This window comes from Bacillus sp. AFS053548 (assembly GCF_002575105.1).
GTDB lineage: Bacteria > Bacillota > Bacilli > Bacillales > Bacillaceae_G > Gottfriedia.
On sequence record NZ_NUHI01000025.1, the window covers coordinates 109,157 to 123,642 of the forward strand.

General features: G+C 33.8%; 14 protein-coding genes. 5 read left to right on the top strand and 9 right to left on the bottom strand.

The features are described 5' to 3' along the window. Positions 1 to 10 precede the first annotated feature (10 nt). The 4 genes from CN946_RS24030 to CN946_RS13340 form a co-directional block, all read right to left on the bottom strand. Positions 11 to 256 (bottom strand): tetratricopeptide repeat protein, encoded by a 246-nt coding sequence (locus tag CN946_RS24030; RefSeq protein WP_353616198.1) that lies wholly within the window; start codon positions 254 to 256, stop codon positions 11 to 13. A 27-nt stretch (positions 257 to 283) separates the two neighbouring features. Next, the gene (locus CN946_RS24035; protein WP_353616197.1) at positions 284 to 427 is read right to left on the bottom strand and encodes a hypothetical protein; all 144 of its coding nucleotides are present in this window, start codon (positions 425 to 427) and stop codon (positions 284 to 286) included. A 361-nt stretch (positions 428 to 788) separates the two neighbouring features. Beyond that, on the bottom strand, positions 789 to 1,376 hold the full coding sequence (locus tag CN946_RS13335; RefSeq protein WP_141546913.1) for a DUF1345 domain-containing protein: 588 nt from the start codon (positions 1,374 to 1,376) through the stop codon (positions 789 to 791). A 490-nt stretch (positions 1,377 to 1,866) separates the two neighbouring features. Further along, positions 1,867 to 2,073 carry a hypothetical protein gene (locus CN946_RS13340; RefSeq protein WP_098861556.1) on the bottom strand — a complete coding sequence of 69 codons (207 nt, stop codon included), beginning with the start codon at positions 2,071 to 2,073 and terminating at the stop codon, positions 1,867 to 1,869. A 193-nt stretch (positions 2,074 to 2,266) separates the two neighbouring features. On the opposite strand from CN946_RS13340, the gene CN946_RS13345 reads away from it, so the two are divergent. Continuing rightward, entirely contained in the window at positions 2,267 to 2,965 is a 699-nt protein-coding gene (locus tag CN946_RS13345; RefSeq protein ID WP_098861557.1) for a VIT1/CCC1 transporter family protein, read from the top strand. A gap of 413 nt (positions 2,966 to 3,378) precedes the next feature. Here the strand turns inward: CN946_RS13345 and CN946_RS13350 are convergent, their stop codons facing one another. After that, the gene (locus CN946_RS13350) at positions 3,379 to 4,800 is read right to left on the bottom strand and encodes a SpoVR family protein (protein ID WP_098861558.1); all 1,422 of its coding nucleotides are present in this window, start codon (positions 4,798 to 4,800) and stop codon (positions 3,379 to 3,381) included. Positions 4,801 to 5,428: 628 nt separating this feature from the next. Between CN946_RS13350 and CN946_RS13355 the strand changes: the two genes are divergently transcribed. Further along, positions 5,429 to 5,686, top strand: coding sequence for a YhdB family protein (locus CN946_RS13355; RefSeq protein WP_098427281.1), 258 nt, complete (start codon positions 5,429 to 5,431; stop codon positions 5,684 to 5,686). A 42-nt stretch (positions 5,687 to 5,728) separates the two neighbouring features. On the opposite strand, the gene CN946_RS13360 is transcribed toward CN946_RS13355, so the two are convergent. Next, positions 5,729 to 7,453: a phospho-sugar mutase gene (locus CN946_RS13360; protein ID WP_098861559.1), complete on the bottom strand. Its 1,725-nt coding sequence runs from the start codon at positions 7,451 to 7,453 to the stop codon at positions 5,729 to 5,731. Between the two features lie 173 nt (positions 7,454 to 7,626). Between CN946_RS13360 and CN946_RS13365 the strand changes: the two genes are divergently transcribed. Next, complete coding sequence (locus tag CN946_RS13365; RefSeq protein WP_056471273.1) at positions 7,627 to 7,839, top strand: DUF1540 domain-containing protein; 213 nt, start codon at positions 7,627 to 7,629, stop codon at positions 7,837 to 7,839. Between the two features lie 48 nt (positions 7,840 to 7,887). On the opposite strand, the gene CN946_RS13370 is transcribed toward CN946_RS13365, so the two are convergent. After that, positions 7,888 to 8,754: an SDR family oxidoreductase gene (locus CN946_RS13370; RefSeq protein ID WP_098861560.1), complete on the bottom strand. Its 867-nt coding sequence runs from the start codon at positions 8,752 to 8,754 to the stop codon at positions 7,888 to 7,890. 184 nt (positions 8,755 to 8,938) lie between these two features. On the opposite strand from CN946_RS13370, the gene CN946_RS13375 reads away from it, so the two are divergent. Together CN946_RS13375 and CN946_RS23500 are read left to right on the top strand one after the other, a co-directional pair. Next, a complete protein-coding gene (locus CN946_RS13375; protein WP_098861561.1) occupies positions 8,939 to 10,240 on the top strand; it encodes an NCS2 family permease in 1,302 nt (433 codons plus the stop codon). A gap of 189 nt (positions 10,241 to 10,429) precedes the next feature. Continuing rightward, the gene (locus CN946_RS23500) at positions 10,430 to 10,588 is read left to right on the top strand and encodes a hypothetical protein (protein ID WP_176547321.1); all 159 of its coding nucleotides are present in this window, start codon (positions 10,430 to 10,432) and stop codon (positions 10,586 to 10,588) included. 272 nt (positions 10,589 to 10,860) lie between these two features. Here the strand turns inward: CN946_RS23500 and CN946_RS13385 are convergent, their stop codons facing one another. After that, on the bottom strand, positions 10,861 to 11,733 hold the full coding sequence (locus CN946_RS13385; protein ID WP_098861563.1) for a patatin-like phospholipase family protein: 873 nt from the start codon (positions 11,731 to 11,733) through the stop codon (positions 10,861 to 10,863). Between the two features lie 274 nt (positions 11,734 to 12,007). Beyond that, the gene (locus tag CN946_RS13390) at positions 12,008 to 14,404 is read right to left on the bottom strand and encodes a penicillin acylase family protein (protein WP_098861564.1); all 2,397 of its coding nucleotides are present in this window, start codon (positions 14,402 to 14,404) and stop codon (positions 12,008 to 12,010) included. Between the last annotated feature and the right edge of the window lie 82 nt (positions 14,405 to 14,486).

Genomic DNA, 14,486 nt, shown 5'->3' on the forward strand with positions numbered 1-14,486 from the left:
TACCCCCTACCTATATAAACTCTTGAATTAACTTTAAATATTTTGGGTCTTCCTCTTCAAATATGTCCTGTCCCTCCAACATATAGGCTTTCAATAAATATTCCTTCGCCTTATCTTCTTCACAGGTTTCATATAAGTTCTGACCCAACCTCAATAGTATATATGGATTTCCCATTCCCTCAGAACAATTAAAAGCATCATAAAAATAATTCTTTGCTTCGTGATAATCCTCAAGATGAAAATACACATCCCCAATTGCGGTAAAAACCCAAGTACTAGCTTCCTACATATATTTAGGGTCAGGAATTAATTCAAAAGCCTCTTTGTATTTAATAATGGCACCAACAAAATCTTGTGTTTCAAATAAAGCATCGCCTTCCTCAGAAAGTTCAACTATTCTATCATAAATTTCATCATTAAGTTCCATAAGTCCTCCGCTTAAAAATTATCTTTATTTTCATTGTATAGGTCATTTTCACAAATGTCTTATGCAACTAAACTGCCATTTTGTTGAACAAAAAAATCGACCAAATAGTCTATACAACTAAAGCATGCATTTGTTTAATAAACTAAAAAATTGGACCAAACTTATTGTTTATGTCTCAAATATGTATTTTAATATCAACTATTTTATTTTCTAACCTAAATACAACTTTTGATAGCTTTTTGATATGTGAAAACAAAAAAGCCCACTTCCTCTTTGGAAATCGACTTTAAAAACCATATTAAACTAACGAATGTGTTTATTACAAAATTCACGGATTACTAAAGACGGTAAAGCTGTTCACTCAGGCTATATTAATTGCTCGTGCAGCTAAAACAGCTACTATAAGGAGCGAGATAGATGATTGAATCATCATAAAAATCTTTGCCCTTTTGGAAATAACCATCGTATCGGTTGGACTGAATGCTGTATTTGTATTGAAAGCAAGATATAAATAATCAAAAAATGACGGGGTCCATTTTTCCCATCCAGGGATATCTAAGGTCATTTGAGGAAATAAAAAATCGATTGGTTCACTTTTTCCACTATGCCTCTTTAACGGACCGCCTCTATCGATTTCCCAATACCATACTGCAAAAACCCCAATATTGATAATCCAAAGCAAGCCTGCACTCCGAAATAAACTTGCAGCACTAGCAGTATGTTGAAACAATGCATAAATCAAAAATGACACGCTGCTGCCTAAACCTAACGTAAGTATTCCTATGATACTAAGGGACAAAACACGGGTCCATCCATGATGTCCTCGAACTATACTTATTACCATCGGTACAAGCAGAATAACTACGGTAGTAACTATTGTCCAACTAGGACCTAGTGTTAAATTTTCCGAAATAATACTAAGAAGCGTACCAATGACTAGAACCGTCAATAAGAATGCTCCCCGTGGAACTTTAAAATGGTGGTTTTCTGAAAATTGAGATTCCTGCAATAGCAAACACCTCTCTTTTTATTAAATTCGCAGAATATCATAATGTATATATTTTTACTTATAACAGATATTAAGTTTATGTTTTGTATTGTAAAATTATTTAATTCAAATAACCAATAATAAATTCTTGCTAACCAATTAAATGAACAAATTAGTTTTATACTATTCAACAAACCTGCCAGTTACTTCAATAAAAAAAGCTGCAATTAAGCAACTCATGATCAAAACAAAGTATTGCTCGACAGTTTAATTGATTATTTTTCTGATTCATTCATTTCGTAATTTCTCGCTAATATCCAACTACTGAGACCATTAGACGCTGTAATCTCATAGTATTTATATCTATTTTTTATTAAGTAACTCTGTAACTCAATCACATCTTCGTAAAAAAATTGGCCAGCCGTAGACTTTTTTTCTTTTCTAATAAATCTTAATTTTCGGCACAAAATTTAGAAATATCCGATTCATCTATACCAAATAATATACTTCCTGGTATTTGAGTTTCAAAATAATGAGCAAGTACATCTGTAAATAGAACATCTATGTATTTATTAATTTCCGATACAGTATGTAGAATTATTTTATAGTTCGCTAATTCCACCTCGTATCCAATAACTTCATTATCGTGAATTCCCATAAAAACTCCTTTATCTTAATAAACTAAACCTCATATCTGAAATATTTATATGTTTTTATTAGCATAATAAGAATTGGGTTTATGCCGAGACAACATCATTTGTTTAACTTAATCTCCCATTTAATTAAAACTTGTGGTGATTAATCAATTTTTATTCTATTAGTGTTACATAAGTTAAATTGGAGGTGAAAAAATGGATCAACACTTACATCACGTGGAAGAACATTTTACTGGATCTGACTTCATTCGAGATGTTGTAATTGGTATGTCAGACGGATTAACAGTACCGTTTGCATTAGCTGCTGGTTTGTCCGGTGCTGTTGATACAACAGCATTAATTCTCACAGCCGGTGGAGCTGAAATAGCAGCAGGGTCAATTGCAATGGGACTTGGCGGATATTTGGCAGGAAAAACAGATGCGGAACATTATGAATCTGAACTTGCCCGTGAACGGCGCGAAGTAATAGAATTACCAGAGCGTGAAGAAGAGGAAGTATTTGAAATTTTTAGGGAATATGGGCTTGAAGACGACCAAATCAAATCCATTACTGATACCATGAAAAAGAACCCTGAAAAATGGGTAGATTTTATGATGAAATTTGAATTGGGGCTAGAAAAGCCGGAGCCGACAAGAGCAAGAAACAGTGCGATTACCATTGCTATTTCTTATATTGTTGGAGGAGTAATTCCTTTGTTTCCATATTTTATCTTTCATAAACCTGCAACAGCATTAATGGTTTCTGTTATTGTCACACTTATTTCATTACTGATTTTTGGATATGTAAAAGGAAGGTTTACAGGAACTTCTCCTGTGAAGAGTGCTTTTCAAACAATGATTACTGGAGGAATTGCTGCAGCAGTTGCATTCGGTCTAGCCAGAATTCTCACCTGATAGTTGAATTATCGTATTATTACCAACTCATGCTATAAAAAAAAAAGGAAAATGAGTATTATTATTTTTAGTAATTAACTTTTTATTGAATATATTGTATTGAGCAATTACTGCTTGCCCAATACCACCTATTTATTTAAAGGGAAACTCCTTTTCAAGAGTTTCTCTTTTTTACTTTTAGAAATCCTTGTTGAACTAACTCAATCTCCTTTAGTTTTCGTCAAGCATTCGATAAATGATTGCTACACTTAACACATCACATTACCAATTAAACCTATTATCATCTTTACTGACTACGTCTAATTGTAACATTCCATATTGAACTATCCTGCCATTTAGTTACATAAGGTCCACTTACCGAAAAAGAATTCTATACTTTCTAAACATAAAGAAAACCACCTATAATAGGTGGCTCAAATATACTTCCGATGAATATTCTTTCCATCATAACTAAACAACACAGACTTATTCTCAATATTCGTCTCCAAATGTACCCCTCTACCCCATAACTGATGAATATAAGGCATTACCTTCTCAACATACTTCACATCAAGTTCCATATGTTCATAAGAATGCTTCAAATAAAGCTCACCATTTTTTAAATAATCTCCTTCCTGAACTACAATATAAGGGAATCCTCCATTTACCCGACTAACTACAAGTTGATCTCGTACATTCTCCCATGCTTTATCGGTAACTTTATATTCCTTACCTTGTCGCTGGAATAAGTACATATCTTCTCTCATTACGAGGTCTTTAGTTAAATAGTTTCGAATAAATGAGCTGTCAGACTCTAATTCTCGAACTTCAAACATTTTTTCCCTACCGCTGCCAGGTTTAACACCTAACTCTCTCATTTCTTTACTTGGGTTATTATATCGCTCTTCAATATCTTCAAACATTCTTAGTCCTAAATAATATGGGTTAATGCTTGTTTTCGATGGCTGAACTACTCCTGCATTTAGTTTTGCGTATTCGATTGCTTCGTTTGAATCAAGATTTAGTTCACGCATGATTCTTATGTGCCAGTAACTTGCCCAGCCTTCATTCATAATTTTCGTCTCAAGCTGTGGCCAGAAATAAAGCATTTCTTCTCGTAACATAGTCAGGATGTCACGTTGCCATTCTTCTAGTTCTCTGGAGTATTCTTCGATAAATAATAGGATATCTTTTTCGGGTTGTGGTGGGAATTGTTTACGTTTAATTGGGATAAGGTTTGAATCATTTTTCTTTTCTTTACTTTGATCCATATTCCATAAATCATCATATGGTGTAACTCGTTTTTTCTCTTTTAATGGGAAATCAGTTTCTAAATCATAAGCCAGTTTTGGTCGCATTAATGATGGATCAATATGCTCTTGAATTGAGAGTACTGCATCTAGGAAATTTTCTACTTCTTGCTTACCGTATATATGTTCATAGTGTTTAATTCGTTCAGCAGTAGCTGCCATACTTTCAACCATATCTCTCTTTGTATTTGAGAAACGAATATTATTTTTAAAGAAGTCACAATGAGCTAAAACGTGTGCAACGATTAATTTATTCTGAACGAGAGAGTTTGTATCTAATAAAAATGCATAACATGGATCAGAGTTGATTACCAATTCATAAATTTTGCTTAGCCCTAAATCGTAATGAAGCTTCATTTTATAAAACTGTTTTCCAAAGCTCCAGTGGGAGAATCTTGTAGGCATACCGTAAGCGCCAAATGTATAAATGATATCTGCAGGACAGATTTCATAGCGCATTGGGTAAAAGTCTAGCCCAAATCCTCTCGCAATCTCTGTAATTTCGTCAATAGCATATTCCAACGCTCTATAATCACTCGCCTTCATCACACTCTCCTCCTGTCTCTTCTTATATTATTCTATGAACTGAAAATTGAATTAATGTAAAAATAGTCATATCCAAACTATATTCATTTGTCTAATTCGAAATTTTTCAAAAAAACATAAACACAAAAAAACGTATGAAAAAAATTCATACGCTAGTTCATTTTATTTGTACAATGCGATTGATATAACTTCATTTTTTGAATTATTTATTTGATTAAGAAAATCTAAAGTAGTTTGGAGTACATAGTTTCTCTAGATTGCTTATTATTTTAATCTTATTATACCTGTTTCAAATAAAAGTATACTTAGGTGTTGGAAAGATTTTATCTGTAAACTCCAAGGTAAATGCAAAAATAACAGTAATCAATATATTTTGGCCCTTTTTCATCCTATTTTAAGTTCCATTTAACTAAATTGAAGCTATTCTTTAATAATTTGATCAAAACCAATAAAGTATTTCTAAAATACGAAAAATCACATCACTTTACTTCCGGTTTTCCCTATCGGTCCAGCACTTAACCATCCTATTTTTACCTAACCTCTACCGTAACCTTTTGTTAAATTCTCTCATGGCTAATTAATTTTTTTCGCCATAAACTATGTGTACCCTCTAAAAAGGAGGTTCACAATGCAAGTACAATCCGATTATGATTTAGCATTGTATTACACTTATTGTTGTCAATGGGATAAGCTTCTCGTGTTAATGGTAAATACGAAAGACGAACTTTTTTCAAAGCGTATCGAACATTTTCTACATGCTTTTAAATACGAGAGGGACTTAGCGATCATTGATGAAAAACTAAAAGGTATGTTCCAACATATTGAGCATGCTACTAGGGAAGAAAGCATTGAAGAACAATCTTTCATTTCATCATTAGAGCTTTAACTAAAATAAATGAAAAGAGCGACTAAATAGTCGCTCTTTTTTTTAGACTAATACTTCAATTTTTTCCATAAATGCTTGTTGTAAACTATCCAATTTTTGGATGCTATCCTGACGGGATTGTCCAACAATTCCGAAATAGAACTTGATTTTTGGTTCAGTTCCAGATGGGCGTAAGCATACCCATGAACCGTCTTCAAGTTGATACTTTAATACATTTGATTTAGGAAGAAGTATTTGTTCTTTTTCTCCTGATTCTAAAGTCGTTTTCTCTTGAAGTTTATAATCTTCAACCGTAACAACTTTTAGACCATTTATATCAACAGGAGGGTTTTGACGGTAATTTGTTAAAATCGATTGGATTTTTTCTGTACCTTCAATCCCTTTTAGTGTTAGTGATTTTAATCCTTCTAAGTAATAGCCATATTGCTCATATAGGCTATTTAGGCCTTCATATAAAGTCATACCTTTTGTTTTATAATAAGTAGCTATTTCTGCAGCAAGTACTGTTGCTTGAATTGCGTCTTTATCACGTACAAATGGTTTAATTAAATAGCCATAGCTTTCTTCATAACCGAATAAGAATGAGTATTCGTTCGTTTGCTCATATTCTTTAATTTTTTCACCAATAAACTTAAATCCAGTAAGTGTATCAATTGTTTTAACACCGAATTTTGATGCGATTACTTGACCAAATTCAGATGTAACGATTGTTTTAAGTAATAGTGCATTAGAAGGTACATCTTGTTGGCTTAATAAATAATGAAGCATTAATGCTCCTGTTTGGTTTCCAGTTAAGACTACATATTCGCCGTTTTCATTTTTCGTAGCAATTCCTAAACGGTCAGCATCAGGGTCAGTTGCAATTAATACATCTGCATCAATCTCTTTACCGTAACGAATTGCATATTCAAACGCTGCGTGTTCTTCAGGGTTCGGTGATTTTACAGTTGTAAAATTCGGATCTGCTTTTGCTTGTTCCTCAACAATTGTTACATTTTCAAAGCCAACTGCTTTTAATGACATTGTTGCAGGTAGTAATGCTGTACCATGTAATGGAGTAAAAACAATTTTTAAATCCTTACCATGTTCTCGAACTAAATCGTTGTTAACAACAACAGTTTTTAGTTGCTCTACATATAATTTGTCCATTTCTTCATCTAATCTATGTATTAAGCCTTTTTCAACTAAATCTTTTTCAGAAGATACTTCAATTTCTAACTCATTTTCAAATGAATTAACGTATTCAATTACTTGATCAGCCGCAGCTGGAGGTAATTGACCACCGTCATCACCATAAACTTTAAATCCGTTATATTCAGGTGGATTATGACTAGCCGTAATGACAATACCACCAAAGCAGTTTAACTCACGTACTGCAAATGATAATTCTGGTGTAGGACGTAATTCATTGAATACATACGCTTTAATACCATGTGTCGCAAGTGTTTTAGCTGCTTCCATTGCAAACTCAGGACTTTTATGACGAGAATCGAAAGCAATTGCAACTCCACGGTTTTTTGCTTCTTCTCCAAAGCTTTCAATATATTTTGCAAAACCAGCAGATGCTTTACGAATAGTATAAATGTTCATACGATTCGTTCCAGGTCCGATTTCTCCGCGCATTCCACCAGTTCCGAATTCTAAATTTTGATAGAAACTTTCCTTAAGTATAAGCTGATTATTCTCAAGTTTAATTAATTGTTCTTTTAGTTCTTGATCCAATGTCGGTGATTGAATCCATTTTTCATAAGTTGTTTCCCAATTCATATTTGTTCTCCTCCTATACTTAATCAGAGTTTGATTCGATAAAAGTCTTCCTAACTCCTTCTATCTTGATAAAAGTTTACAATATTCTCTCTAAAAATTCTACAATGGTACTACTTTAAATCTGAATGAGATTGCAAAGTATGTAGAAAATAAAACAAAAGGAGGGCGAGTTTATGCCAGAAATTAGATGTAGTGTTGCAAATTGTAATTTTTGGGGGCAGGGAAACTTTTGCCAAGCAGACTCAATTCTTGTTCAAACCGAAGCATACGAGTACTCAAATGACTTTGATTTAACGATTCAAAATGCAGTCTTAGACGGTGAAATAACCACTTCTGCTGTACATAGTGGTGAAACTTGCTGTCATACATTTCGACCTAAATATTAATGAAATGGTGCCATTTACATTTTTCGTATATGGCACCATTTTATTAGTTTATCCGTTCAAAATTACTCCACCATTAACATGAATGATTTGTCCTGTAATAAAGGAAGCTTCATTGCTGGCTAAATAAAGATATGCCGGTGCGAGCTCTACTGGCTGTCCAGCTCGTTTCATTGGAGTTGTGCTACCAAACTTTGCTACTTCTTGTTCGTCAAAACTTGCTGGGATCAATGGTGTCCAAATTGGCCCAGGAGCTACACCATTAACACGAATTCCCTTTTGAGCAAGATTTGTAGAAAGTGAACGAGTAAATGTGACAATCGCTCCTTTCGTCGCAGAGTAATCCAATAATTGATCATGTCCTTTATACGCAGTTATTGACGCAGTATTGATAATAGAGTCCCCTTGCTTCAGATGTGGAAGGCAAGCTTTTGATAAAAAGAACATTGAAAAAATATTTGTTTCAAATGTTCTTTTTAATTGCTCTTCCGTAATGTCTTCCAAATTCTTTTGTGGATATTGAACTGCAGCATTGTTCACTAAAATGTTAATTTTTCCGAAGGTTTGAATTGCATTTTGAACGATTTGTTTACAAACTTCCTCTGTTCTAATGTCACATCTCATTATTTCACAATTTCCACCAAAATCATTTATAAATTTCTTTGTATCTTGTGCATCAACATCCTCATCGAAATACGGAATAAAAACTGATGCCCCTTCTTTTGCAAAAAGTATTGCAACTGCTCTTCCAATCCCACTATCTCCCCCAGTAATAACGGCAACTTTTTCCTTTAATTTACCACTTGGTGTGTAGTTTGGATCATCTGATATCGGTATTGGCGTCATTTCCTTTTCGATACCTGGTTGCTTATTTTGATGTTGCGGATTAAATTTAGTCGGAAACTGTTTCTGATTCATTTACTACATCCTCCTTTTAAATAATTCAGATTTAGCATACCCAAATCATACTTTTAGGAATACTAAACATAATTGAATTCGTTAAAAGAGGTTAATCTACTAAAAAAACTTGCACTTTTACAATAAAACGAATATTATTAATAACTGTTGAGTTTATCATTCGTATTTTACAAGGAGACCTATTATGTTTAAATTAAAAGAGGCTAACACTACCGTTAAAACAGAAATTATAGCCGGCTTTACTACTTTTTTAACTATGGCTTATATAATTATTGTTAATCCTATTATATTATCCGATGCAGGTGTTCCATTTAACCAAGCATTTACTGCAACAATCATTGCAACTTTAGTCGGAACATTATTTATGGCATTGTTCGGAAACTACCCAATTGCGATTGCTCCCGGAATGGGAATGAATGCATATTTTGCTTATTCAGTTGTTTCAAAAGCACATGGCATTTCGTATCATTTAGCATTCTCAGCTGTATTTATTACAGGCATTTTATTCGTTATTCTATCTTTAACAAAATTTAGAACGCATTTAATAGAAGCAATTCCAAATACATTAAAACATGCAATTAGTGTTGGTATTGGATTATTTATCGCATTTATAGGTTTACGTCTTTCAGGTATAATCGTTGCTAACAAAGATAATCTTGTAGGATTAGGCGATCTCCATTCACCTGGTGTAATCCTTACTATAGTCGGTATTGCAATTACAATTATCTTATTTGCCTTAAATGTAAATGGTGCTTTATTCTTTGGAATGGTTGCAACAACAATCATTGCAGGATTTGCTGGAAAATTACACATTAAAGGAAGTATTTTCTCTTTACCTAAATTACCTGAGCATATCATTGTTGCTAATCCAATTACAGCAGCTTCAGATGTCATACATTATGGACTATATTCAGTTGTCTTTTCATTTTTATTAGTTACAATTTTTGATACGACAGGTACATTCTTAGGTGTAGCTTCACAAGCTGGTTTATTAGACAAGAAAGATGAAAAGCGTACTGGTCGTGCGATGCTTTCTGATTCATTCGGTACAACAATTGGAGCTATGTTTGGTACTTCACCTACAACAGCTTATATCGAATCTACAGCAGGTGTTGCAGCTGGGGGTAGAACAGGTTTAACGGCACTTGTCGTTGCATTACTATTCGTTTTTGCAGCATTCTTTAGCCCACTTGTTAATTCAATTTCTGATGTAGCGGCAATTACATCACCATCATTAATCGTAGTAGGTTGCTTAATGATGGGTAGTGTTCGTCATATTGAGTGGGATAACTTTGAAGAAGCATTCCCTGCATTTCTAGTTATTATCACAATGCCACTTACATCAAGTATTGCTACAGGTATTGCTCTTGGGTTTATTACCTATCCATTATTAAAAGTCGTTAAAGGGAAAGCAAAAAATGTTAAACCAGTAATTTATATATTTGGTATTTTATTCTTAATCCAATTGGTTTTCTTCCCACATTAATAATAAATATTTTAAGGCACATGATCTTTAAAAAGATTAATGTGCTTTTTTATTTTTTTTTTTAGGTACTAGCCTTTCCTTAATGGGACATCTATGCATATTTTGTTTATGTAGATTATTCAAGGAGGTGTTCTACGATGTGGAACAACCAAGATCAAGTCAACATGAACTCAAGTAGATGTAGACGTAATGACTGTGACTGTGACGATTGCAGAAGAAGACGCTGTGATTTTGATGATTGTGATAGAGATCGTTGTGATAGAGATCGTTGCGATTGCCGTCGCCATGATTGTCACTGCAATTGCAGATGCTGTTGCTTTAGAAGAAGAAGTAACTGTGGCTGTATGAATCCGTGTTTAGGTGTCGATATGGTTATGTTTGAAATGATGATGAAAAACATGATGAACAATAATAACAACAAAAATAATAATAATGATAAGGATTAATCTATTTTCTCCCTCCCCCATAAAAAACGACCTGAATTTAACAGGTTGATCAGACTGTTGACAAACGCTCGCTTTCTTAGTTGTTTCGCTTTTATAACATGCTTCGTACTTTGAAAGACTAGCGTTTTCATTCAGACTGAATAGTTTAATTTTCAACATATTAAAACGACCTGATTAACAGGTCGTTTTTTCATATGATATAAATTCTAAAATCTGTTCACGAAGTCGCTTAGCATCTTCATAACCTTCTTTATAAAGCTCTAATAAACGCCCTTTATTTCTTTCGATACGTCCAACCTTTAACTTTTGTAAAGGACGAATGACTAATATATTTCCAGCTTTTTCTTGCTCCTCAATATATTCTAATTGCTTATTATAAACTTCATATCTATTTAATACGGCCTGAACAAGTCCTGGATAATCTTTATACTTTTTTTGCAAATACCAAGTACCTTTTGAAGGTTTTTTACGATAACCAGCATTTCTAGTTAAAACAACTATATTTTTAAGATTGCCATCGGCTTCAGATTTACCGATTGGAATTGGATCTGCAATGCCACCATCCATCAAGAAATGATTATTAAACTTAATGATTGGAGCCATTAACGGTAAAGAACTTGATGCCCGAATTATATTTAACATATCTGTTGATTCTACAATTTGATCTTTATCAAAATAGACAGGTTCTCCTGTAACACAATCCGTCGTACCAACTACAAATTTTTGCTCAGCATTATAAAAAGAATCAAAATCAAATGGATCTAACTCATTAGGAATAATATCAAATAATAAGTCCATGCCAAAAAGCTGCTTATTACGAATTAAATTTTTAAAAGAAATATAATCTGGATGCTGTAAAAATTCCGTATTTACTCGTTTATTACGACCATGTTGTTTTGATAAATAAGAAGTACCCATACAAGCACCCGCAGAAACACCTATCACATAAGGAATTTCTATATTTTGTTCTAGAAAATAATCAAGAACACCGGCAGTATAAATCCCTCTCATTCCTCCACCTTCGAGAACTAAGCCCATTCCATTCATTTTCACAGCCCCCCTTTTTTCAAATTTTTTAGGACAATCTATTTAAATATTTTATTATATGAGGTGATGAAAGGGAAGAAATTAGAGTTGTGTGCTGGATAAGGTGATCAAACCTTTACTTGATTTAACCTTTAAAGTGATATTAAATTCATTGAAGCTACAATTAAAAATTGCGTATCGCGATTAAAACCGGGAATCGCAACTAAATCACTACATTTTCACTTCCCAAACAAAGAAACAGACCTCTAAAAGGTCTGTCTTCTATACTGCCTTCCTACTTCTTCTTTGTTTTTCCTGGTTCGAACATTTCTTTAACACCTTTTACACTTTTCAAAGAAGTAGTATGATATGTTCCATTTGCCCAATCTTCCATTTGATCACTATACCATTTGCTCCCGAGGTTTCCGGATTGTCCTGGTCCAACTATGTTTACTGATTTACTTAAATCTGCAAAATCTACAACAGTTCTCCATGATGCACCATGGTCTACGATTCCTTGGTCATCGTATCCTGCTGCTTTAACAGTAGTTGCACTGCCTCCTACTGGGATTGGATCTCTTGCATTAAAGAAATAACTTAAGATTTTAATACTGGATAATGGGTGTTTGAAAGCAACTTTATGGTGATCACCCCAATCCCACTTAGCTGCATTTTCACCGTCAGTTTTGCTAATATTTTTAACTGTTGTTTTAAAGGTTTTTAATAAAAGTTTATTAATTCCGCCCTGTTCATCAACCCAGATTACTTTTTTCCCATTTAAGCTGTCACGTAGCAATTGATCGACTACGACTTTGCGGTCTCCAAATAAATCCATCATATCGTTTGAGATTTGTTGATCGAACAATGCTTTATTTATTTCAGTCATCCACATTTGGAATATGAGAGGAGAAGCATCATCTTTATCATCTATAAAATTCCATTTTTCAAGTTCCTTTAAAGCTGATTTTTCAACAGATGATAATTGATCTTTATTTTGTTTTATTGACTTAATAAACTTCGGTGCATGTTCCTTCGCCTGTAAGTTCATTTCGTCCATTTGTAGCTTTTGCATATTTTTAACAGTCAATTTGTCATTCTTTTTTAATACTTCCTGAATGCGTAATTGACGGTAAGGCTGTGCCCATGAATTTGAAATATGGTATGGATATGAATCATCAACTACTTTATTATTTGCAGATGAAATAAATCCTTCCTTTGGGTTAACGATTGTTGGTAGTTCATCGTAAGGAATGTAACCTTTCCATCCGTAATCACTAGTCCAACCTGGCACTGGCATTAGCCCATCACCTTTTTTACGGATTGGAATTTTTCCATTCGCTCGATAAGCAATTGTTCCGTCATCAGATGCGAATACAAAATTTTGGGCAGGAGCCTCAAATAAAGCTAATCCTTTTTTAAACGAATTCCAATCCTTTGCAGCATCAAACTTTAAAACGGCTTCTAGCTCTGTTGTTGGTTGTAGTGCTGTCCATTGTAAAGAGAATACGGTATCTTTTCCAGCATCGCTCGCAAATTCCGAAATCACTGAACCATGTCTCGTAATCATTACAGGTAAAACCTTATTCTTTTCACCTTTAATTTTGATCGTTTCTTTTATAACCTCTGCCTTTTCCCATTGACCATCATATAAAAATTCGTCTGGCTTATTTGGATTTCGTTTTTCAATATATAAATCTTGAACATCTGGACCTACGTTTGTTACTCCCCAGGCAATATGTTCATTATGACCAACGATGATTCCCGGCACCCCTGCAAAAATCACACCACTTACATTCATATCACCAGATTTTAATTGAGTTTCATACCAAATTGCCGGTGTCGCTAATCCTAAATGAGGATCATCCGCTAATAACGGTTTTCCGGACTTAGTTTTAGATCCACTAACAACCCAATCATTACTTCCATTCCAAACAGGTGGAATAATTGCACTTGCAAAGCTCTTTTCTACGTCTATTTTTGAAGTATTGCTTGGAATAATATACGAATCTAGATCATTATTAGCTGGGAATAGCTCCAAAGCCTTATCCTTTGGAAATTTATTCATAGCATAATAACGAAATGCTTGTTCATTCCAGTGACCGCCTAAATCAAATGCCATATATTTACCAATTACTAGTGAGTCAATTGCCGTCCATTTAGTTGGCTTATATTGTAAAATTTTAAATTCAACTGGTAGTTTATTTTCCTTTATTGCGTATTTTATGTACGCATTTACTCCTTCTGCATACCAATTTAAAACATTTTGTCCATTTTTATCGTATTTGCTGTAAGAAGCTTCGGCAGCTCTTCTTAAACCAAGCGTTCGAAAATATGAGTCACGCTCCACTGTAGCATCCCCAATTACTTCACTTAATTGTCCGGACGCCTGTCTCCTGCTTAAATCCATTTGAAATAATCGATCTTGTGCAGTTACAAAGCCTTGCGCAACATACAAGTCATGCAAACTTTTAGCACTAATATGAGGTACTCCTTTATCATCCCTAACTACCTCTACTTTATGGTTTAACGTACTGATCGTTAAATTTCCTTTAATGCTTGGTAATGATTTTTTGGTTAAGTACAGGCCGGTGCCCGCAACGATTAAGACGATAACGATTAAGATGGTTGATGTAACTTTAATCCACTTTGGAAAGCGCTTCCGATTTTTTGACATCTCAATTGGCGCACTCATTTTTCTCCCTCCTGCTTAAACTGCATATAAAACATATACTGTATAATAATTCTGCAAGTCTTATTGCATTCCTTCTTATGAC